Genomic DNA, 21,002 nt, shown 5'->3' with positions numbered 1-21,002 from the left:
GGGGTCTGTCCCCGACGGGGACCGACCCCGAAGTTGATTTTATGTCGCGGCAGCTCACGTCGAACTTCCGGGTCGGTCCCCGCGGGGACAGACCCTGGGCGGATCAGGGGGCCCCGTGCACTCTCCTACCGCACCTCGCAATCGACGGCCCGCTGCGGCGCGGGTGCGCCGGGCGCCGCGCCTTGCGGCCCGGCCGGTGCGCTGAACACCGGCGGCGGCGAGAATTGCATGCCGGGATTGGCCGGCACGACGGCCGGTGGCACCGTGATGGCAGGCGTGAAGCCGAACTGGCCGGCGGCGAAGCTGGTGCCGCCGCCGCCGTTCGCCACGAAGATCATCCCGTCCAGCACCTGCACGTACAGTCCCGGCGGCCGCGCTCCACCCGCCGGTGCTCCGCCGGCCGGCGCGCCTGTTGGCACGTGCTCGACGATGAACGTGGTACCGCGGATGCCGATCGTCGCGGTCGGGGTCTTCAGTTCGAACTTCTCCTTGCTGCGCTTGCCCAGCAGGCCCGTGACGGAACGCAGCCCGCCCTTGACGAGGTTGAAGCGGGCCTGGTCGCCGTCCTGGCGGCCGCTGTCGAAACTGAAGTTCTCGATGGTCAGCGTGGACGCCGGGCGCAGGGTGATCTCGCTGTTGTCGATGAAGCGCACCTGCGCGTAGGTGTTCTTCTCCGTCACCAAGGTGTCGCCGTTTTCGACTTCGGACTTGAGCGACAGGATCTTGACGGCGCCGTTGGCTTTCTTCGCCAGCAACGGGCCGCTCAGTTGCGTAACCACGCCCGCAACGGCGGCCCACCCTGGGGCCGCCACCAGGAGCGCTGTCGCCAGCACCACGCACTGCAGAGGTTTGAAGAGGGTTTTCATATCAGTTGCAGTAGTTCTTGACGGTCGGTTTGTCGGTGCGCGCTGCCGGTGTGGCGGCGGCGCTCTCCTCGCTGCCCTTGTTGTCCTTGTCTTCGGCCGGTGGCGGCGCGCCCGCTTCGGCCGGCCCGGTCGTGCCGGCCGGTGCCTGCTCGGTGGCACCGCCGCCCAGTTGCTGGGCCGGCCGCTGCACGGCCGCGATCAGCTCGTTGGCAGCCAGCTGGACCGGCTTGACGGGTTCGTCCACCGTCGGCGGGGCAATCACGGCACACGCGGGCAATGCCGGCGTCACCTGGCACTGGTCGATGCTGGCGACCGGCGGGGCCGGCGTTGGCGGCGGCACTGGCGTTGGCTCCGGCGTCGGCTCCGGCGTTGGCGTTGGCGTTGGCGGTGGCGTTGGCGTTGGCGTTGGCGGTGGCGTTGGCACCGGCGTTGGCACCGGTGTCGGGACCGGCGTTGGCGTGGGTTCAGGCGTTGGCGTTGGCGTTGGCGTTGGCGTTGGCGTTGGCGTTGGCGTTGGCGTTGGCGTCGGCGTCGGGGTTGGCGTCGGAGTTGGTGTCGGTGTCGGTGTCGGCGTCGGCGTTGGCGTCGGTGTCGGGGTTGGCGTCGGCGCATTCAGGTTCTGCCGCGTCGTCACGCCCTGCCCGGCAACGATGGTCACGGCCGGATCCACCACGACGGCATCGCCCGCCGTCAACCGCACGCGCGCGCCCGTTTCGACGCGCGCGTTGGGTCCCACGGTCAGCCGGTCGGTGCTGGAACCGGTGGCCCCGGCTTCCAGCGCGATGGCGCCGCGTTCGGACAGCACCGCGCCCAGGATCGTCAACGGGCTGTGCGCCGTCAGCGCGATATCGCCGCGGTTGGTCTGTACCAGGCCGCCTTCCACCAGCGTCGTGGCGCCATGGTTGGTCAACGTGATGGCCCCGCCGTTGCCCAGCGCCAGCTTGAGCGTATCGATCGCCAGCACGCCGGGCTGCCCGGCTGCGTAGTTCTCGATATGGATCGGCGCATTCCCGCTGGTGGCAGTCGACTCGGCCGCCAGCGTCGCCACGGCCGTGCGCAGTGCGCGCGCCTGCGTGCCGATGCTGCCGCCGGCCGTGATGGACAACGCATCGCCCGCGATCATGCCGGCCAGCCCGTTCGCGGCCGTCGTCAGCGCGCCGCCGGTAGCCAGCGCGATCGCGTCGCCCCGGATGCCGGCGATGTCATGGTCCGTGCCCGCCAGCCGTGCCACCGCGACGTCGCCCAGGCTCGCGAAGCGGACGTTGCCGCCCGCCTGCACGGCCAGGTTGCGCACCTCGTTGCCCGCATGGGCCAGCAGCACGTTGCCGCCCGCCTGCACACCCAGGTCCTGCACGTCGATCGCGCTGTCCGGTTCGTCGCCCTGCGTCACGCCTGCTCCCGTGAACAGGTTGATCCGGGTGGTGCGCAGGTGCCGCGCATGGGCGCCGCCGGTCGGGTCGGCACTGATGCCGGCCACGTGGATCGCGCCGCCGTCGGCGGCGCCGATATGGATGGTGGGCGCGAGCACCTTGTCCAGCTGCGTCAGCGCCAGGCAGTCCTGGCCGCAGCCGTTGCCGCCCACTTCGATGCGCCGGTCGCCATATCCTTTCAGCGCCACCGTTTCGGCCTGGATCGTGCCGTCGATGTCGAGGGTGGGCGCCGTCAACGCAACGCTGGTGGCACCGGTAATCGAGTCCACCGTCAACCCGGTGGACGTGACCAGCACCACGCTGCCGGCGCCATCCGCGCGCACGGCGCCGATGCGATTGGCCGCGCCATCCAGGAACACGTCGCTGCCGCCCGTCACCAGTTCCAGTGCCGGCGCGCCGACGATGCTGTCGCCGGCCTGGGCGATGCCGCGCGGCGCGGTCAGCTTGACCGTGCCGGCGGCGCTGACGCCGTCCTGGCCGCCCTGCGCCACCACCAGCACGCTGTTGGCGTCGCGGTAGCGGAAGTCGCCATCCGTCGCGGCGCCGGCCAGGGCGCCCGCACGGTTGCTGGCATTCTCCAGGGTCACGGCGCGGCCGCTGGCGTTCAACACGCCGGCCCGCACGGCCTCGCCTTGCGTCACGGTGCCGGCTTGGGCGCGCAGCGTCAGCCCTTCGCGCGCGGACAGTGCCTTGGTCACGGCCACGCTGCCGCCCTGCAGGGTCAGCATGCCGGTGCCGCCGTCGATGCCGGCGCCGGCGCGCGTGGCGGTCAGGTCCAGCGTGCCCGTCACGCTGACGTTGCCGCTGTAGCCGTCGCGCGTGCCGATCGCCACATCGGGCGAATCGACGGTGGCCAGTGCCGCACCGCTCAGCCATGCGCCGGGCGCGCCCAGCGTGATGTTGCGGGTCGCGCTGAACGGGTCGAGGGCGACCCGGCTGCCGGCGATGGCCGCGGCCGGCAAGAGGTCCAGGTTGTCGGCGGCCAGTGCGACCCGCTGGCCCGTCACCTGCACGCCGCCCAGCACGCGCAGGGTGCCGTTGGCCAGCGCGGCCGTCGCGGCCACGTTGCCCATGCCCGCGTCGATGGAGCTGCCGATGGTGAGGTCCGCGCCCTGCAAGGCGATGTCGCCGCCATGGGTGGCGATCGACGCGGCGAGGTTGACGGCGCCGCCTTCGAAGGCATTCGGTGCCGCGGCGGCGGCGGCCACCGGATCGGCCGCCGTCAGCGTGACCGCGCCGCCCTGCGTGACGATGGCCGCATTGACGTTGACGTCGCGCCCGGCCTGCGCCGTCAGGCCGATGCCGGCCGCGGCGATGTTGACCGCGTCGCGGAAATTGATGTCGCGCCTTGCCTGCAGCACCACGTTGGCGCCGGCGTTGTCGATCAGCGCCGTGGCGATCTCCGTCACGCTGCCCTGCGGGCCCGACGCGAAGTCGGCCGCATCGCCCAGTGCCGCCCCCGCCGTGGGATTCGCCTTGACGTCGATGTCGTAAGGATCCAGCAGCCAGGTGCCGTTGCCGGCCGGGCCGCGCGCATCGACGCGGATGCCGCCCACGTCCAGCTGGCGGCCCGACGTCTCGACGTTGCCGCCCTTGCCGGCAGCGCCCCGTGCGCTCAGCGTGCCATGCACGCGCGCGACCTCGTCGCCCCATGCCACGATGGTGCCGCCGTCACCCTGGCCCAGCGCGTCCGCCGCGATCGTCGCATCCTTGCCGACGAACGTCTGCGCCGCATTCGGCACGGCCGCATCCTGGCCCTGCCAGCCGCCGCCCACGAGCACCGTGCCGCCGCCGGCCGCGCCGCTGGCATCCACGCGGGCGTCGCCGGTCAGGCCGACCTGCGCGCCCAGTACCTGGACCGTGCCGCCCGTGCCGCCCTTGGCGGTGCCACGGGCACTCGTCACGCTGCCCGCTTCCAGCAGCGCCTTGCCGCTGGCCTTCAACACGACCTTGCCATTCGCGCCGATCATGGCGCTGTCGGCATTGACGGTGCCGCGCTGGTTCAGCAGCGCGCCATAGATGCCGATGCGCCCACCCGCCGCCACGATGGCACCCAGGTTCAGGGCCCGGTCGGCCGGCGCCGACACGACGACCTGCACGGCCGGATTATCCGACTCGACCAGCTGCACGCTGTGCCCTGCCGCCAGCAGGACCTCGCCGCCCGGCGCATGGATGATGCCCGTGTTCTGCACGTCCGGTGCGACCAGGTAGACCTGGCCGCCCTGCGGCGTCGTGATACGGCCCTGGTTGACGACGGCGCCCGCGGCCGTGCCGGCCGCAAAGGTGTCGCGCCCGGCCAGGAAGTCACTGTTGGACAGGCCCAGCGACGATGCCACCAGGCCGGCCACGTCGACGCGCGCATCCTGGCCGAACAGCACGCCGTTCGGATTGACGAGGTAGACCTTGCCGTTCGACTGCAACGTACCCAGGATGCGGCTGGGGTCCTGGCCCGTGATGCGGTTCAGCACGCGGCTGTCGGCCCCCTGCTGGATGAAGCGCGTGATCTCGTCGCGCCCGATCGAGAAGCTGTGCCAGTTGATGACGGTGTTGGGCGCGTTCGTGATGGAGAACACCTGGCCCTGCTGGCTGAACGCGGCCTGGCCCGCGACGACCTGCGGCGCGACGGGATTGGCCGAGGCGGCGGCGCCGAAGCAGGCGGCGATCAGGGCCGGCAGCAGCTTGCGCTGCAGGTGGCCGCGCGCGGAGGAGGTCGATGAAGTCATGATGATTACCCCGGCAATTCAGAAGGACAGGCCAAGCCGCGCATGCAGGCGGTTCGCATCCGCGCGGCCGGTGGCGCCGGCCCGCACCACGTGGCCGTAGTCCAGCTGCAGGTTCACGTAGGTCGAGACGAACAGCCGCAGGCCCACGCCCGCGCTGCCGATGGCCGTGCTGGCCAGTTCGCCCGGCAGCGCGTCGTTGCGCCGCACCCAGGCGGCGTCGTAGAACGCCAGCAGGCGGCACTGGCTGCGCGCCACGCCGCACAAGTCCGGCGTGTACACTTCCAGGTTGGCCCCGGCACCGCGGTCGTTGGCGATCTCGCGTTCCGCGAAGCCCCGTACCGACCCGGCACCACCCGCGCCGAACTGCTCGCCCGGCACCAGCGCGTCGCGGGTGTACTGCGCGTTGACGATGGCACGGGCCTGCCAGTCGCCCGGCAGCACCCGGCTCCAGCTGGCGCCCAGGCGCAGCAGCGTGTAGTCGTCCCGCGCACCGGCCCGGGCGCGCTCGAAGTCGTCCTGGCCGCCGCGCCGGCCGCCAGGGACGTTGCGCACCAGCGCCAGCGACGCCCCCAGCTCCGATCCCGGCCGCGTCACCGTGCCGACCCATGCCAGGCTGGCCGGATGCACGGTGACGTCGTTGCCCAGCTCCTGGCCCAGCACGACGATGCTGTTCTTGTAGGCCTTGTAGTCGACCCCGTACTGCAGCTTCGACTGCAGGTTGCCGCGCCGCGCCAGGTTCTGCGTGTAGCGCGCGCCGTACACGGCACCCTTGCCGCTGACCGCCACGTCGAGCACGCCCGCCGCCACCGTGCCGGAATCCACGTTCGAATAGCTGGCATAGAAGTCCAGCGCGTCGCCTTGCGCATACAGGGGAATGTGATAGCCGGCGCCGTACACCTTGACGCTGCCGGGATGCTCGACCGTCGTGGTGTACTGCAGCGTCATCACGTGGTCGCGGTTCCACAGGTTGGCGTGCTGCAGCACCACCCCCGTGCGGGTGCGCCCGGTCTGCGCCGTGCCCGTGTTGTCGACGTTGACGATGGCCTTCCAGGGCCGCTCGTCCTGCACCTCCAGGGTCGCATCGACTTCGGCTTCGCGGTCCGGACTGCCCTGCAGCTTCAGCGCCACCTTCCGGGCCGGATTGTCGTTGGCCAGTTGCAGGCTGTCGGAAATGGCCGTCACGTTCGGCGTGCGGCCCTCCTGCAGGCCCGGCAGGCTGCGCCGGACATTGGCTTCGTCGAAGTGGCGGTTGCCGCGCACGGTGACGCGGCCCATCTTCGTCTGCACGACGCGCAGCTGGACGATGCCGCGTTCGAGTTCCTGCTCCGGCAGTTCGACGGTGACGACCGTGTAGCCGGCCGCCCGGTACGCCTCTTCCAGCGCTTCCAGCGCGCGCTGCACGTCGCCGAAGTCGCGCGCCTTGCCCGTGAACGGTGCCACCGCCTGGTCGACGACCGCCGGCGCCAGCAGCGTGTTGCCGGTCACGTCGAAGCGGCTGATGTCGAAGCGGACGATGTCGTCCGTGGCGGCGTCGGTCGCGTGCGCGATGGCACAGGCAGTGGCAAGGGCGGCGCCGGCAAACAGGCGCGCAAGGCGGTAGGTCATCGTGTTGGCTCGGGAGTTGCAAAAATGGTAAACGCCCCGGCCAGCGGGGGGCGACAGGCAATTATCCCCTATTTGGCCAGCCCAGCCGTTCGATTCACGATGCCCTAAAGCAATAAAATCGAAAAAAAACACAGCTTTTCCATCATTCCGATGGCGGAAAGTCAATATTTTTTTGCAGTGCTTGTCAAAACAACTACATCTTCCGGCAACAGACGTTATTTGGTCTCGAACGCCGTCACGCCGTCCCAGCCTGGACCCGGCGGCGCGGCGCGGTAGACCGCGATCCGCTCCAGGTACAGCGCGTACAGGCGTCGCTGCGGGGTCGCCGCAGCCAATGTCCGCAATGCCGCCTCCGCCTCGTCCCAGCGCTGTGCACGCACGTATGCCAGCGCCTCGTGCCAGCGCGCCAGCTCGTCTTGTGTCGCCGCGTCCACGTCGGCGGCCGGCCCTACCGGCTCGAAGATCGCGACGGGCTCGCGCTTGCCTTTTACCCGCACGAGATCCAGTTCGCGGTACGCGAATTCCGGCGTGGCCGCGCGCGTGGCCGCGCCGACCACGATGCCGACGTCGTACACCTTGGTGATGCCTTCCAGCCGCGCGGCCAGGTTGACCGCGTCGCCCATCACCGTGTACGCGCGCCGGATCGACGAGCCCATGTCGCCCACGTGCATCGGCCCGCTGTTGATGCCGATGCCGATGGCCAGCGGCGGCCAGCCGCGCCGGCGGAATTCCCCGTCGAGCCGGGTGGCGCTTCGCTGCATCAACAGGGCCGTCGCCACCGCCCGGCTGGCGTGGTCGGGGAACGGCACGGGCGCGCCCCAGAACGCCATGACGGCATCGCCGATGTACTTGTCCAGCGTGCCCCGGTGGCTGTCGCGGATGTCTTCCGACATCGCCGTCAGGTAGCGGTTGATGTATTCGCGCAGCTCGCGCGGGGGCAAGCCTTCGGAGATCGTCGTGAAGCCGCGCACGTCGACGAACAACACGGTGAGGTCGCGGCTCTCGCCCTCCATCGTGTAGCGCTCCGGGTTCTCGGCCATCTCGGCCACCAGCTCGGGCGCCACGTATTCGCCGAAGCGCGACACCAGGGCGCGGCCGCGCCGCACCTCGAAGAAGTAGCCCCAGGCCAGGTTGAACACGAACAGCGCGAGGATCAGCACCAGCAACGGTGCCAGGTTCAGCACAGCGTCGTAGGCGCTGTACAGGTGGAAGTTGAGCCAGGCGGCCGTGGCCAGGGCGGCCACGGACAGCAGGATCGACCACGCCGGCGCCAGCACGGCCAGCGCGAACGTCAGCACGACACCGGCCAGCAGCACCTGCGCCAGTTCCACCGCCACGGCATAGTCCGGGCGTGCCTTGAAGCTGTCGTCTAGGATCGACTTGATCAGGTTGGCGTGCACCTCCACCCCGGGATAGACGGCGCTGACGGGCGTGGCGCGCAGGTCGTTCAGGCCCGCCGCCGTGGTGCCGACCAGGACGATGACACCATCGAGCACCGGCGCCGGCACCGTCCCGCGCAGCACGTCCAGCGCCGACACGTAGCGGAACGCCCCGCCCTGCGGTCCGCCGCTGCCGCGGAACTGCACCGTCGTGCTCAGGCCCTCCCCGACCGGGATGCGGATCGCGCCTTCGGGATGGAACAGCGCGATGGCATCGAGGCCGCCGCTGGCGCGCTGCGCGGCCGTCAGCGTGTCGACGGTGTCTTCCCACAGGGGCGCGATGGCGCGCGCGCGCAGCGCCACCGCCACCGTCGCCAGCGACAGCGTGGGATAGTAGCCGGTGCCGATCTTCTGCAGCAGCGGCGTGGAGCGCACCACGCCGTCGCGGTCGGGCAGCACGCTGAAGATGCCGGCGCCCTGCGCGGCCTGCTGCAGCCGCGCGATATTGGCCTCGTAGCCGCGCGCCTGCCAGGCGTCCAGCGTGCGCCCGTTCAGCGCTTCTTCCGTGAATGCGGGCGGCGGCAGCACGCCCTTGACCTGGCTGCCCGCGGTAGCGTAGCCCAGCACGACGGGCTGCCCTGCCATCGCGGCGGCCAGCAAGCCATCATAGTCCATCCGCTCGCGCAACCGTTCCAGCTGGGCCGGCAGGCCCGGCACGTCCTTCAGCTCGCGCCGCGCCAGCGCATCGAGCACGCCGAAGCCGGAGCTGTAGTCCGGCTCCGGGAAGGAGACGTCGAAACCGACCGCCGCCACCTGGTAGCGGCGCGTCAGCTGCGTGACCAGGCGCGCCATCACGTCGCGGCTCCAGGGGAAACGGCCGACGGCGGCCAGGCTGCGGTCGTCGATATCGACGATGACGATGCGGGGATCGAGTTGCGCCGGCTCGACCCGCATGCGCAGGCCGGCAATGAAGGTGTCGAAGCGCTCCATTGCATCGAGGCCCAGGTGGCCCGTCACGTGCAGCGCCGCGCCGGCGGTCAGCAGCAGGCCGCACAGCCAGCGCAGGCCATGCTTGCGGGCCGCGCCGGCCAGGGCCTTCACGGCGTATAGCCCGGGATCGCCGACTCGTCCACCACGTCGATCTGGGCCGGGTCCAGGTGGCGCCGGGCGAATTCCAGGTAGACCTTGCGCCGCACGAAGATGTCGAACAGGGCCGGGTCGATATGGCCGTTCAGGCTGAAGCGGCCCAGGATCTGCAGCGCTTCCGTCAGCGTCTTCGGGGTCTTGTAGGGGCGGTCGTTGGCCGTCAACGCCTCGAAGATATCGGCGATCGCCATCACGCGCGCCGGCACCGACATCTCGTCGCCGCGCAGGCCCTTCGGATAGCCCTTGCCGTCCATCCGTTCGTGGTGGCCGCCGGCGAACTCCGGCACGCGGCGCAGGTGCTTCGGCCACGGCAGCGATTCCAGCATGCGCACCGTCATGACGATGTGGTTGTTGATGATCGCGCGCTCCTCGGCCGTCAGGGTGCCGTAGCGCACCGTCAGGTTCGCCACCTCGTCGGCGCTGAGGAAGGGCTGCTCCACGCCGTCCGGACCGGTCCAGCGGCGCGCCGCGATCTGGTGCACGCGCTGCTCGTCGTCAAGCGCCATGCCCTCGCCGCCCACGTTGGCACGGCGCAGGAAGTCGCGCTCGTCGCGCAGCCTGGCCTGCTCCTGCAGCAGGCGCTCGCGCAGGGCCGCCGGATCGCCGCCAGCCAGTTGCTGCCTGAGCGCGCGGATCTCGGCATCGCGCAGCAGCACCTCGAAGCGCGTGTCGATGACGCCGATGCGGTCGTAGATCGTCTGCAGCTTGGTGGCCTTGTCGACCACGTGCACGGGCGTCGTGATCTTGCCGCAGTCGTGCAGCAGGCCGGCCAGCCACAGTTCCTTGCGGTCCGCATCCGTCATCCGGAACGGCGCCATCGGCCCCTGGTTCGTTTCGTGCACCGCTTCGGCCAGCATCATCGTCAGCTCCGGCACGAACTGGCAATGGCGACCCGTGTACGGCGACTTCTCGTCGATGCCGATATTGATCAGGTTGACGAGCGCTTCCAGCAGCTCTTCCAGCTGGCGCACCAGCGACTGGTTGGTCAGCACGACGGCGGCCTGCGCGGCCAGCGCCTCGATGAAGCGCTGGTCGGTGGGCGAGAACGTCGTGATGGCCCCCGTGGCGGGATCGCGCGCGTTGATCAGCTGCAGCACGCCCAGCAGCTCGCCCGCATGGTCGTGCATGGGCACCGTCAGGAACGACTCCGAACGGTAGCCGAAGCGCTGGTCGAACGCGCGCATGCCGGAGAAGTTGAAGTCGTCCGCATGGTACACGTCCGCGATGTTGACGGACTGGCGCATATTGGCCGCATAGGCGGCCACCGACGACAGGTTCGGCGCGCCGTGCTCGTCCGCCAGCGGCACGGGCGCGATGTCCGCGCTCTTTCCGGACGAGCCGCCCAGGTGCAGTCCCAGCGTGTCGTTGACCGACAGGGAGAAGCACAGCGTGCGGCCGTCGCCGCTGGGGCGGTACAGGGTACCGCCGTCCGCGTTGGTGATGCTTTTCGCCACCAACAGTATTCGTTCGAGCAACAGATCCGTGTCGTGGCTTGCGCCCAGCGCGACGGACAGTTCCGTCAACTGGTCCAGCCGTTGCGCGATCTGTGCATGATTCAGTTCTTGCATGGTGCTATGTTGCCCCGATGAAATTCCCCGTGAATTATACGGGTGATGCCACAGGTATACTGTATACGCTAAGCGGCCAGCGCGGCGGTCAAGACGAGTTTGCGGCCAGAACCGGGGCAAAACCCGCTATCATCGACGCTGGAGTTTGGGAACGCTGCCGCGCAGCCGGACAAGAAAAAGCTATCGGGACTTCGTTACAATGAAATTCAAATTCTGGGGGGTGCGGGGCTCGATCCCGTCGCCGGGCCCGCGCACGGTGCGCTACGGCGGCAACACCACCTGCATCGAAGTGCGCAGCGACGACGGCACGCTGATCGTGCTGGACGGCGGCACCGGCCTGTTCTGCCTGGCGCAGGCGCTGGTCGCCAGCGGCCAGCGCCCCATCGATGCCAACATCTTCATCACGCACAGCCATTGGGACCACATCCACGGCCTGCCGTTCTTCACGCCGCTGTTCATCCGCGGCAGCCGCGTGTGCCTGCACGGCGTTTCCGATCCGGAAACGGGCAATGGCATCGAGCACGTGATGGGTGTGCAGTTGCAGAACAGCTACTTCCCTGTCAGCGAAACGCAGATGGGCGCGACCATCGAGTACGTCACGCTGCAGGTGGGCGAGGCCTTTGCGGTGGGCGATGCGGTGGTGCAGAACGTCGTCATGGGCCATCCGGTGACGGACCTGGGCTACCGCATCGACTGCAACGGCAAGTCGATGTTCTTCACAGGCGACCACGAGCCCCTGTACAACCTGTACCCGGAAGGCCATCCCGAACACGGCGCGTGCGCGGCGCACGTGGCCGAGCGCACGGCCGCCATCGATGCGATGGTGCGCGGCGTGGACGCGCTGGTCGCCGACTGTTCGTACACCGCTGCCGAGTATCCGTCCAAGCTGGGCTGGGGCCACGGCACGTTCGACAGCGCGCTGGCGATGGCGCTGCGGGTCGGGGCGAAGCGGCTGTACTGCACGCACCACGAGCCGACCCGCAGCGACGACGAACTGGAAGCGGTGTTCGCCGAGGTCATGGCGCGCCACGCGCCGCTGCTGAACGGCCTGCAGGTATTCCTCGCCTACGAGGGGCTCGAGGTCGTGCTGTAGATGGAGACGGGCATGGAACGCATCCAGGGCGTCGTCACGGACCTAAGGCTGGGCAAGACCGTCATGTACAAGAAGGAGACCGGCACCAGCACGCTGCACGCGGCCGTGTTCAAGGTCGGGGAACGGCAGTGCAAGATCGTCGCCAACCACCCGATCGCCATCGAGGAAGGCGACGAGGTGATCCTGTCGGGCGCGCAGCGCAGCGACAACCTGTTCATCGCGCTGGCGCACCGCAACGTGACGCGCCGGGTCGAGGGCCACGAGGGCTGGGCCACGCGCCTGGTGCTGACGGTGCTGCTGGTGGCGGCCGGCATCTGGCTCGGTGCCGTGCTGCTGGGCGGCAGCTACGCGCTGGTGCTGACGGTGGCGCTGCTGGCCTCGGGCGTGCTGATGGCGTGGCGCTCGGTGCAAGTGGTGCTGTCGATCCTCGCGCTGCGACCGGCGGGGAAACGTAAAACAAAGGGGAAGCGCAAATGACGGTGATGGTGGTGACGGTGGATGGGGTGCAGGCGGCCGCGGTCGACCTGGCGCAAGTGAATATGCTGGCGGTGCACGTCAGCGGCGACCTGACGCGGCCCGGGTTGGCCAACCTGTCCTGCCATGGCGGGACGTATCCGCCCGACGGCGAGTCGACCTTTCGCATCTGGGCGGAGCGGGAGCTGGACGGCCCGCAACGGACGATCACGGTGGCGCTGCTCGACCAGCCGCCGGCCGGCCCGCTCACGCAGGGCAAGACCATCGCCGAGCTGTTCCCGGACGAGCCGCCGTGCGAGCGTACCGACTTCACGCCCACGGCGGCTGAGGTCGCCGAGATACGGAGCCGGCCACGCCTGCGCGACGGCTTCTGCTGGTCGCTCGCGACGCCGGACGGCGCAGCGCTGGCGGGACGCAATGACCCCGCCGACGATTCGTTCAGCTTCTCCGTCGTGTGGGCGGACGACCCGCCCGGCAAGGCACGGGTGCGGGCCGGGACCACCAATCTCGACAGCGTGCTGGCCCGCACGGAAGGCACGGACTTGTACCGCGGCACCATGGCCGTCGGCGAAAGCGTCACCTTCCGCTGCGGCGACTGAACGGGAGGACAAACGATGACGATCTTCAGCATAGCGGTGGACGGCGACGTGGTCGCGGCCGTCGACAACGACGACCTGGCAATGCTGTCCGTGCACCTGCGCGGCAGCGTGACGGAACCCCATGCGGCCGTGCTGTCATGCGATGGCACGCTGACCGCGGGCCATGCGGACGGCTACCGCGTCTGGCTGCGCGAGCTGCAGCTGCGCGCCGGCCAGGTGGTGACGATCCGCATGGACGACGCCAGCGCGGCCGTCACGCCGGCACAGGATCCGCCGGGACCGCACCACGGCCTGTCGCCCGAGTCGGTCGCCACGCTGGGGCGCACGTTCGTGCCGCACGGCGCGCTGGACGTGGCGGCCGCGCGTAGCCACCCGCGCATGCGGCCCGGTTTCTCGTTCGCGCTGGCGACGTCCAACGGCAAGGGCTGCGAGGTGCGCAGCGGCCCGGCCGACGAACTGTTCCAGTGCCTCGTCATGTGGACGCTGGACTGGGAACCGGAGTGCGCACGCATCCAGGCCAGCGCGACGAGCCGCGAGCGCATCCTGCGCCGCGAAGCCGCCACGCCCGCGTTCGAGGGCCGCCTGTTCCGCGGCGACAGCGTGGCGATCCGCTGCGGCGACTGAGATGCTGTCCCATGTCTTTATCGGCGTGACCGATTTCGAGCGTGCCTTTGCGTTCTACGCACCGCTCATGGCGACGCTCGGGCAGCCGCTGCGCTTTCGCGACGACAGCCGTCCCTGGGCGGGCTGGATGCCAGCGGACGCGCCGCGTCCCCTGCTGCTGATCGGCGCACCGCAGGACGGCACCCCGGCCACTGTCGGCAACGGCGCCATGACGGCGCTGCTGGCGCGCGACCGCGCCACCGTCGACGCGGCCCACGCCACCGCGCTGGCCCACGGCGGCACCTGCGAAGGCCCGCCGGGCCTGCGGCCCGAATACCACGCCCATTACTACGGCGCCTACGTCCGCGACCCGGACGGCAACAAGCTGTGCGTATGCTGCCACGACCCGGCCTGACCCCGCGCGAATCGGGAACCACGAATTGGGGACAGCCTCCTTATTGCGCGAATTGGGGACAGCCTCCTTATTGCGCGAATTGGGGACAGCCTCCTTATTGCACATCCCGAAATTAGGAGGCTGTCCCCGATTTTCGAAATTCGAGGCTGTCCCCGATTTGAACCGGTTACAGGCGCCTGCCGACGCGCGAATTGGGGACAGCCTCCTTATTGCACATCCTGCGCGAATTGGGGACAGCCTCCTTATTGCACATCCTGAAATTGGGAGGCTGTCCCCGATTTGAAACAAGAGGCTGTCCCCGATTTGTGAAATTGGAGGCTGTCCCCGAATTGAACCGGTTACAGGCGCTTGCCGAAGCAGATGGCGCTGTCCATGCCCACGTACTTGCCGTAGTTGTCGATGCGCCGGTAGCCGTGCTTTTCGTAGAAGCGCACGGCACGCACGTTGACCTTGCGCGTCTCCAGCCATACCTCCCGATAGCCCAGCGCGGCCGCGCGTGCTTCCAGGTGCGCCAGCAGCGCGGCGCCGACGCCGGCGTGACCGGGCCGGGCGTACATGCGCTTTACTTCCGCGACGTGCGGCGACAACGGCCGCATTGCGCCGCAGCCGACGGCTTCGTTGCCGACACGGGCGAGCACGAAGCAGGCGCGCGGGTCGCGCACGTCGGCGGCGTCGAACGACGCGTTGCCGTCGTCGCCCGTCAGCGCCGCCAATGCCGTGGCCAATTCGCCCAGCAATGCGGCCGCGCTGCTATCGAAGGGATCGGCATCGGCGATGGCCAGGCGCGGCGCCAGCAGCTTGTACATGACCGTCGTGGCGCCCAGGCTGCCGTCCTCCAGGCGCGCGAACGCGGGAATCGTGCCGCTGACCTCGAAGCCCAATTGCCGGTACAGGTGCTCGGCGCCGCTGCCGGTCCACGTGTCCAGCACGAGCAGGCTGCGCCCCAGCTCGCGCGCACGCTCTTCGGCAGCGGTCATCAGTTGCAGCGCAATGCCGCGCCGGCGCGCGCGCGTGTGCACCAGCATCTTGTTGACTTCCGCACGGTGGGCGCCGTTGGCGGGCATCGCCAGGGCCAGTTGCACGGTGCCGCAGATGCCGTCCGCGTCCCGTGCGACGAATACGGTGCGGGCGCCGGCATCCACCTGCTGCGCGACCGTCAGCCACCAGCGCCGCGCGGCACTGACGTCGAACGGCAGCACGAAGCCGACACTGGCGCCGTGCGCGACGCAGTCGTGCAGCACGTCCGCCAACGCGGCGGCGTGGGCGCGCACGCCGTCGCCGTGCAGTTCCTCGATGGCGCAGACGGGAGTCATGGTTCGCACACGGCGATCAGGTAGCGGGCCGGTTGCGGGCCGGGGCAGACGAAGCGGGTGGGGCCGAACAGGCGGAAGCGCAGGCAGTCGCCCGCTTCCAGCCGGTACTCGACGCCCTCCAGCGTGTACAGCAACGTCCCGGACAGCATCCACAGGTGCTGCTCCATGCCGCGCACGGCCGGCTGCTCGTAGTCGATGACGGCGCCGGCGGGCAACTGGCCTTCAACCAGCTCCGCGCGCAGGCCCTGCACGGGCGGCGATACCATGCACCGGGTGAAGCCGCTGGCGGGATCCGTCCAGACCGGCTGCTCGGCGGCGCGGATCAGCTGCGCGCCCTGCTCTTCCACCTCGGCGATCAGGCGCGACATCGGCAGCCCGTAGACGGTGCACAGCTTGCCCAGCAGCGCCGCGGTGGGGCTGCTCTCGCCCCGCTCCAGGCGCGACAGCGTGGCGCGGCTGATGCCGCTGGCGGCGGCCAGCTCTTCCAGCGACAGCGCACGCTGCTCGCGCAGCGCGGCCAGGCGCCGCACCAGCTTGGTTTCGAAGTCTTCTTCTCTCATAACTGAGACATTATCTCAGTTATGAGACGAACGCAAGCCTTAGTCCGCCCGCTCGGCAAAGCGTTGCGCCAGCACGGCACACACCATCAGCTGGATCTGGTGGAACAGCATCACGGGCAGGATGATCATGCCCAGCGACGACGTGGCGAACAGCACCTTCGCCATCGGCACGCCGGAGGCCAGGCTTTTCTTCGAGCCGCAGAACACGATCGTCACCTCGTCCGCGCGGGTGAAGCCCAGGCGGCGGCTGGCCCAGAACGACAGCCCCAGCACGATGGCCAGCAGCGCGCAGCAGACCAGGCCCAGGGTGACGAGCAGTTGCGGCGACAGCTCGTGCCACAACCCTTCCGCCACGGCCTCGGAAAACGCGGTGTACACCACCAGCAGGATCGAGCCCTGGTCGACGTATTTCAGCATCGGCTTGTGGCGGTCGACCCAGGCGCCGATCCAGCGCCGGCACACCTGGCCGGCAATGAACGGCACCAGGAGCTGCAGCACGATGGCCAGCACGGCATCCAGCGACGAGCGGCCCGCGCCGCCCTGCACGATGAACGCGCCCACCAGCAGCGGCGTGATGAAGATGCCGAGGAAGTTCGAGGCGGAGGCGCTGCAGATCGCGGCCGGCACGTTGCCCCGTCCCATCGCCGTCATCGCGATCGACGACTGCACGGTGGACGGCAACATGCACAGGAACAGCAGGCCCACGTACAGGTCGGGCGTCAGCACGGACAGGGCGAGCGGCTTCAGGGCCAGGCCCAGGATGGGGAACAGCACGAAGGTGCAGGCCAGCACCAGCAGGTGCAGGCGCCAGTGCGTCAGGCCGGCCACGATCGCCTCGCGCGACAGCTTGGCGCCATGCAGGAAGAACAACAGGCCAATGGCGACGGTGGTGATGTCGCCGAATACGACGGCGGCCTGCCCGGTACAGGGCAGCACCGACGCGATGGCGACGGTGGCCAGCAGGGCAAGCGTGAAACTATCGGGCTTGAGGCGGGAAAGGAAGGCGGATGCGGAAGACATCGGGCCATTTTAGCCCAAGCGCTCCGGCGGCGCTGAATGACACCGGGGACAGGCACCGATCTTCGAGTCGGAGACTCGAAGATCGGTGCCTGTCCCCAGGGGTTTCTCTTACATGATGTGGCGGCCCAGCCACCAGGCGATCGCCGCAACGAACGCGGAAGCGGGGATCGTGAAGACCCACGCCCACACGATATTGCCGGCCACGCCCCAGCGCACGGCCGACAGGCGTTGCGAAGAGCCGACGCCGACGATGGCGCCCGTGATCGTGTGCGTCGTCGAGACGGGCACGCCCCAGAACGACGCCATGATCAGGGTCATCGCGCCGCCGGTCTCGGCGCAGAAGCCGCCGACGGGTTTCAGCTTGGTGATCTTCTGGCCCATGGTTTTCACGATGCGCCAGCCGCCGAACAGCGTGCCGAAGGAGATCGTGGCATAGCAGGCAATGACGACCCACAGCGGCGGCTCGGGATCGGTGGCCGCGACGTGGCCCGACGCGATCAGCAGCATCCAGATGATGCCCATGGTTTTTTGCGCATCGTTGCCGCCGTGGCCCAGGCTGTAGGCGGCCGCGGAAGCCAGTTGCAGGCGGCGGAACCAGCCGTCGATCTTGCGCGGTGTCGATTTCACGAACACCCAGGAGACGATCAGCATGATGATCGAACCCAGCACGAAGCCCAGCAACGGGGCCAGCACGATGAACATGACGGTCTTGACCAGGCCGCCGGCGATCAGCGCGCCGGTGCCGGACTTGGCCACCGCCGCGCCCACCAGGCCGCCGATCAGAGCGTGGGAAGACGACGAAGGAATGCCGTAGTACCACGTGATCAGGTTCCAGACGATGGCCCCGACCAGCGCGCCGAAGATGACGTAATGGTCCACCACATGCGGATCGATGGTGCCCTTGCCGATCGTCTGGGCCACTTTCAGGCCGACGATGAAGATCGCGATGAAGTTGAAGAAGGCGGCCATCGCCACCGCCGACTGAGGCTTCAGAACGCCCGTCGACACCACCGTCGCGATCGCGTTGGCGGCGTCGTGGAAGCCGTTCATGAAGTCGAAGACGAGTGCCAGGAAGATCAGTACAGCCAGCGCGTAGATGCTGATTTGTAGGGTCTGCATATTATTGTGATTTCTATCGCTGGCGCTTACGCGTTCTCGACGATGATGCCTTCGATGATATTGGCCACGTCCTCGCAGCGGTCCGTCACGGTTTCCAGGATCTCGTAGATCGCCTTCATCTTGATCAGGTTGCGCACGTCCGGCTCGTCACGGAACAGTTTCGACATGGCGGCGCGCATGACATGGTCGGCATCCGATTCCAGGCGGTCGATCTCTTCGCAGATGGCGACGATGTCGCGCGCGTTGTCCATGTTCGACAGCAGCGCCACCGCATCCTTGACCTTCTCGCAGCAGGCCAGCACCAGTTCGGCCAGGCGCTTGGCTTCCGGCGTGACGGCGTGCAGGTCGTACAGCGACACGGTCTGGCCGGCGTCTTCCATCATGTCCAGGATGTCGTCCATCTTGGTGATCAGCTTGTGGATGTCGTCGCGGTCGATCGGCGTGATGAACGTCTTGTGCAGCAGGTCGACGGTGGTGTAGGTGATCTTGTCGGCCTGCTTCTCGATGCTCTCGATCGCGTGCACGCGATTTTCCAGGTCGTCGAAGTTGGTCATCAGGCCAAGCATTTCTTTCGCGCCTTTGACGCACAGCTCCGCATGCTGGTTGAACAGGTCAAAGAATTTGCCCTCGGTGGGCATCAAGCGTCCAAACATTTTGTTCTCCGTTGGTTGATTCGGTGGTGCTGCGGGGCCCTCGCGCGAGGAAGGCCCGGTGGTAGCCCGTGTCGTCGGTGGACTTCGTCAGTCGCCCTGGTAGACGGACAGGTTACCGGTGTAGTTGCCAAATTTCGTGTACATACCCATCCACGTGAGGCGGATCGCGCCGATGGGACCGTTACGCTGCTTGCCGATGATGATCTCGGCGGTTCCCTTGTCCGGCGAATCGGGGTTGTACACCTCGTCGCGGTACAGGAAGATGATCACGTCCGCATCCTGCTCGATAGCGCCGGATTCGCGCAAGTCGGACATCACGGGACGCTTGTTCGGGCGCTGTTCCAGCGAGCGGTTCAGCTGGGACAGTGCGATCACGGGGCAATGCAACTCCTTCGCCAGGCCCTTCAGCGAACGCGAGATCTCGGAGATCTCGGCGGCGCGGTTGTCGCCCGGTTGCGAGCCCTGCATCAGCTGCAGGTAGTCGACGATGATGAGACCCAGCTTGCCACACTGGCGGGCCAGGCGGCGCGCCCGTGCGCGCATCTCGATGGGGTTCAGCGCGGGCGTCTCGTCGATATACAGCTGCGCTTCGTTCATCTTCTGGATGGCATGCGTCAGGCGCGGCCAGTCCTCGTCGTTCAGCTTGCCCGTACGGAGGCGGTGCTGGTCCAGCTGGCCCACCGAGCCCAGCATACGCATGGCCAGCTGGGCGCCGCCCATCTCCATCGAGAACACGGCGACGGGCAGGCCCGCCTCGATGGCGACGTTCTCGCCGATGTTGACGGAGAACGCCGTCTTGCCCATCGACGGACGGCCGGCAACGATGACGAGGTCGCCCGGCTGCAGGCCCGACGTCATGCGGTCGAGGTCGATGAAGCCCGTCGGCACGCCGGTGATTTCGCTGCCGCTGTCGCGGCTGTACAGCTCGTCGATGCGCTCCACCACCTGCGTCAGGAGCGGCTGCACGGCGGTCCAGCCGGACGAGCCGCGCGAGCCCGCTTCGGCGATGGCGAAGATCTTCGATTCCGCCTCGTCCAGCATCTGCTTGACTTCCTTGCCCTGTGGGCTGAACGCGTTGCCGGAGATTTCGTCGGCCACGGTGATCAGCTTGCGCAGCACGCCGCGGTCGCGCACGATCTCGGCATAGCGACGGATGTTGGCCGCCGACGGCGTGTTCTGCGCCATCGCGTTCAGGTACTGCAGGCCGCCCACTTCGTCGGCCTTGCCCAGCATCGTCAACGCCTCGAAGACGGTGATGACGTCGGCCGGCTTGCCGCTGTTGATCAGCCGGACCATCTGTTCGAAGATGATGCGGTGGTCGTAGCGATAGAAATCCTCCGCGTTCATGAAGTCGGCAATGCGGTCCCACGCGGCGTTATCGCGCAGCAGGCCGCCGATGACGGACTGTTCTGCCTCGATGGAGTGCGGCGGGATGCGAAGGGAGTCGACTTGCGGGTCGGATGGGGCGGCGTTCATGGCGCGAATTATACCTGCTTCGGGTTTGCGAAGTTCATCAAAGAAAGGCCTCAAGGGCCGCAAAACGTTGCGTTTTCAACGCTTTGCGGGCAATGCTGCCATCTTCACAATGCAATAAAAAAGCCGGGCGAACCCGGCTTCTTCAAAGCTAAGACAGTCTGACCGTGGAATAAATTCCCGGGCCGGACTTAGGCAGCTTCGCCCACGACGGCCACGGTCACTTCGACCACGACGTCGGTGTGCAGCGACACGGAGACCGGGTGCTCGCCCACGGTCTTCAGCGGGCCGGTCGGCATGCGCACGGCAGCTTTTTCGACAGCGAAACCAGCCTTCGTCAGCGCTTCGGCGATGTCGTAGTTGGTCACGGAGCCGAACAGACGGCCGTCGACGCCGGCCTTCTGCGACACGGTCACGGTCATGCCGTTCAGCTTTTCGCCCTGGGCTTGTGCGGCAGCCAGCTTTTCAGCGGCGGCTTTTTCCAGTTCGGCGCGCTTGGCTTCGAACTCGGCCACGGCAGCCGTCGTGGCACGACGTGCCAGTTTTTGCGGGATCAGGAAGTTACGTGCGTAACCGTCCTTGACCTTGACGACGTCGCCCAGGTTGCCGACGTTGATGACTTTTTCCAACAGAATGATTTGCATAGTTCTCTCCAGGATCTATCTGCCGCGATTAAGCGTGGTGCAGATCGGTGTAAGGCAGCAGGGCCAGGTAGCGGGCGCGCTTGATCGCGGTGTCGACTTGACGCTGGTAGTGCGCCTTCGTGCCGGTCAGGCGTGCTGGCATGATCTTGCCGTTTTCCTGGATAAAATCTTTCAGCGTGTCTACGTCTTTGTAGTCCACTTGCTCAACGCCAGCGGCGGTGAAGCGGCAGAACTTCTTGCGCTTGAACAGAGGATTTTGCTGTTTGCGCTTCTCTTTCAGCTTTGCTTTGTTTTTGTCGAACTTTTTACCGAATGCCAT

The 21,002-nt window shown here is 68.1% G+C and carries 18 protein-coding genes; 5 read left to right on the top strand and 13 right to left on the bottom strand.

Translation table 11 applies throughout. The annotated features are described in order from the left end of the window. Nucleotides 1-125 precede the first annotated feature (125 nt). From PX653_RS01100 to PX653_RS01080, 5 genes are all read right to left on the bottom strand, one after another. A complete protein-coding gene (locus tag PX653_RS01100; RefSeq protein WP_277416120.1) occupies nt 126-866 on the bottom strand; it encodes a FecR family protein in 741 nt (246 codons plus the stop codon). A gap of 1 nt (nt 867) precedes the next feature. Further along, complete coding sequence (locus tag PX653_RS01095) at nt 868-5,019, bottom strand: two-partner secretion domain-containing protein (RefSeq protein ID WP_277416119.1); 4,152 nt, start codon at nt 5,017-5,019, stop codon at nt 868-870. Between the two features lie 18 nt (nt 5,020-5,037). Beyond that, nucleotides 5,038-6,624 (bottom strand): ShlB/FhaC/HecB family hemolysin secretion/activation protein, encoded by a 1,587-nt coding sequence (locus PX653_RS01090; protein WP_277416118.1) that lies wholly within the window; start codon nt 6,622-6,624, stop codon nt 5,038-5,040. 215 nt (nt 6,625-6,839) lie between these two features. Next, entirely contained in the window at nt 6,840-9,104 is a 2,265-nt protein-coding gene (locus PX653_RS01085) for a CHASE2 domain-containing protein (RefSeq protein ID WP_277416117.1), read from the bottom strand. After that, entirely contained in the window at nt 9,101-10,717 is a 1,617-nt protein-coding gene (locus PX653_RS01080; protein WP_277416116.1) for an HD family phosphohydrolase, read from the bottom strand. The genes PX653_RS01085 and PX653_RS01080 overlap by 4 nt, the downstream gene beginning before the upstream one ends. A gap of 199 nt (nt 10,718-10,916) precedes the next feature. On the opposite strand from PX653_RS01080, the gene PX653_RS01075 reads away from it, so the two are divergent. Genes PX653_RS01075 through PX653_RS01055 form a run of 5 tightly spaced genes read left to right on the top strand, consistent with a single transcriptional unit; the run spans nt 10,917 to nt 13,901 of the window. Continuing rightward, nucleotides 10,917-11,810, top strand: a complete 894-nt coding sequence (locus PX653_RS01075) for an MBL fold metallo-hydrolase (RefSeq protein WP_277416115.1) — start codon at nt 10,917-10,919, stop codon at nt 11,808-11,810. A gap of 12 nt (nt 11,811-11,822) precedes the next feature. Then, nucleotides 11,823-12,287 (top strand): hypothetical protein, encoded by a 465-nt coding sequence (locus PX653_RS01070; RefSeq protein ID WP_277416114.1) that lies wholly within the window; start codon nt 11,823-11,825, stop codon nt 12,285-12,287. Then, a complete protein-coding gene (locus PX653_RS01065) occupies nt 12,284-12,883 on the top strand; it encodes a hypothetical protein (RefSeq protein WP_277416113.1) in 600 nt (199 codons plus the stop codon). Before PX653_RS01070 ends, PX653_RS01065 begins: the two co-directional genes overlap by 4 nt. Before the next feature lie 15 nt (nt 12,884-12,898). Further along, nucleotides 12,899-13,507, top strand: a complete 609-nt coding sequence (locus PX653_RS01060) for a hypothetical protein (RefSeq protein ID WP_277416112.1) — start codon at nt 12,899-12,901, stop codon at nt 13,505-13,507. A 1-nt stretch (nt 13,508) separates the two neighbouring features. Then, complete coding sequence (locus PX653_RS01055) at nt 13,509-13,901, top strand: VOC family protein (protein ID WP_277416111.1); 393 nt, start codon at nt 13,509-13,511, stop codon at nt 13,899-13,901. Between the two features lie 338 nt (nt 13,902-14,239). Here the strand turns inward: PX653_RS01055 and PX653_RS28175 are convergent, their stop codons facing one another. The 8 genes from PX653_RS28175 to rpsR all read right to left on the bottom strand — a co-directional run bounded on the left by PX653_RS28175 (nt 14,240) and on the right by rpsR (nt 21,002). Beyond that, nucleotides 14,240-15,214 carry a GNAT family N-acetyltransferase gene (locus tag PX653_RS28175; RefSeq protein ID WP_307730930.1) on the bottom strand — a complete coding sequence of 325 codons (975 nt, stop codon included), beginning with the start codon at nt 15,212-15,214 and terminating at the stop codon, nt 14,240-14,242. After that, a complete protein-coding gene (locus tag PX653_RS01040; protein ID WP_277416110.1) occupies nt 15,211-15,774 on the bottom strand; it encodes a helix-turn-helix domain-containing protein in 564 nt (187 codons plus the stop codon). Before PX653_RS01040 ends, PX653_RS28175 begins: the two co-directional genes overlap by 4 nt. 39 nt (nt 15,775-15,813) lie before the next feature. Further along, the gene (locus PX653_RS01035) at nt 15,814-16,794 is read right to left on the bottom strand and encodes a bile acid:sodium symporter family protein (RefSeq protein WP_277416109.1); all 981 of its coding nucleotides are present in this window, start codon (nt 16,792-16,794) and stop codon (nt 15,814-15,816) included. Nucleotides 16,795-16,902: 108 nt separating this feature from the next. Next, the gene (locus PX653_RS01030; RefSeq protein WP_277416108.1) at nt 16,903-17,913 is read right to left on the bottom strand and encodes an inorganic phosphate transporter; all 1,011 of its coding nucleotides are present in this window, start codon (nt 17,911-17,913) and stop codon (nt 16,903-16,905) included. 26 nt (nt 17,914-17,939) lie between these two features. Beyond that, nucleotides 17,940-18,566, bottom strand: coding sequence for a DUF47 domain-containing protein (locus PX653_RS01025; RefSeq protein ID WP_107143307.1), 627 nt, complete (start codon nt 18,564-18,566; stop codon nt 17,940-17,942). A gap of 87 nt (nt 18,567-18,653) precedes the next feature. After that, entirely contained in the window at nt 18,654-20,042 is a 1,389-nt protein-coding gene (locus PX653_RS01020; RefSeq protein WP_277416107.1) for a replicative DNA helicase, read from the bottom strand. 188 nt (nt 20,043-20,230) lie between these two features. After that, entirely contained in the window at nt 20,231-20,683 is a 453-nt protein-coding gene (rplI, locus tag PX653_RS01015; protein WP_277416106.1) for a 50S ribosomal protein L9, read from the bottom strand. A gap of 28 nt (nt 20,684-20,711) precedes the next feature. Beyond that, nucleotides 20,712-21,002 carry a 30S ribosomal protein S18 gene (gene rpsR / locus PX653_RS01010; RefSeq protein WP_107143310.1) on the bottom strand — a complete coding sequence of 97 codons (291 nt, stop codon included), beginning with the start codon at nt 21,000-21,002 and terminating at the stop codon, nt 20,712-20,714.

The organism is Pseudoduganella chitinolytica (genome assembly GCF_029028125.1).
In the GTDB taxonomy this organism is placed as follows: Bacteria; Pseudomonadota; Gammaproteobacteria; order Burkholderiales; family Burkholderiaceae_D; genus Rugamonas; species Rugamonas chitinolytica.
The sequence above is the reverse complement of the archived record's forward strand: the minus strand, read 5'-3'. Positions and strand labels throughout refer to the sequence as shown.

Bases quoted from the DNA above. Each gene is read 5' to 3' on its own strand.
- rplI (WP_277416106.1), bottom strand. From the start codon at position 20,683: ATGCAAATCATTCTGTTGGAAAAAGTCATCAACGTCGGCAACCTGGGC.
- PX653_RS01040 (WP_277416110.1), bottom strand. From the start codon at position 15,774: ATGAGAGAAGAAGACTTCGAAACCAAGCTGGTGCGGCGCCTGGCCGCG.
- PX653_RS28175 (WP_307730930.1), bottom strand. From the start codon at position 15,214: ATGACTCCCGTCTGCGCCATCGAGGAACTGCACGGCGACGGCGTGCGC.
- PX653_RS01030 (WP_277416108.1), bottom strand. From the start codon at position 17,913: ATGCAGACCCTACAAATCAGCATCTACGCGCTGGCTGTACTGATCTTC.
- PX653_RS01025 (WP_107143307.1), bottom strand. From the start codon at position 18,566: ATGTTTGGACGCTTGATGCCCACCGAGGGCAAATTCTTTGACCTGTTC.
- PX653_RS01095 (WP_277416119.1), bottom strand. From the start codon at position 5,019: ATGACTTCATCGACCTCCTCCGCGCGCGGCCACCTGCAGCGCAAGCTG.
- PX653_RS01055 (WP_277416111.1), top strand. From the start codon at position 13,509: ATGCTGTCCCATGTCTTTATCGGCGTGACCGATTTCGAGCGTGCCTTT.
- PX653_RS01060 (WP_277416112.1), top strand. From the start codon at position 12,899: ATGACGATCTTCAGCATAGCGGTGGACGGCGACGTGGTCGCGGCCGTC.
- PX653_RS01065 (WP_277416113.1), top strand. From the start codon at position 12,284: ATGACGGTGATGGTGGTGACGGTGGATGGGGTGCAGGCGGCCGCGGTC.
- PX653_RS01080 (WP_277416116.1), bottom strand. From the start codon at position 10,717: ATGCAAGAACTGAATCATGCACAGATCGCGCAACGGCTGGACCAGTTG.
- PX653_RS01070 (WP_277416114.1), top strand. From the start codon at position 11,823: ATGGAACGCATCCAGGGCGTCGTCACGGACCTAAGGCTGGGCAAGACC.
- PX653_RS01090 (WP_277416118.1), bottom strand. From the start codon at position 6,624: ATGACCTACCGCCTTGCGCGCCTGTTTGCCGGCGCCGCCCTTGCCACT.
- PX653_RS01020 (WP_277416107.1), bottom strand. From the start codon at position 20,042: ATGAACGCCGCCCCATCCGACCCGCAAGTCGACTCCCTTCGCATCCCG.
- rpsR (WP_107143310.1), bottom strand. From the start codon at position 21,002: ATGGCATTCGGTAAAAAGTTCGACAAAAACAAAGCAAAGCTGAAAGAG.
- PX653_RS01035 (WP_277416109.1), bottom strand. From the start codon at position 16,794: ATGTCTTCCGCATCCGCCTTCCTTTCCCGCCTCAAGCCCGATAGTTTC.
- PX653_RS01100 (WP_277416120.1), bottom strand. From the start codon at position 866: ATGAAAACCCTCTTCAAACCTCTGCAGTGCGTGGTGCTGGCGACAGCG.
- PX653_RS01075 (WP_277416115.1), top strand. From the start codon at position 10,917: ATGAAATTCAAATTCTGGGGGGTGCGGGGCTCGATCCCGTCGCCGGGC.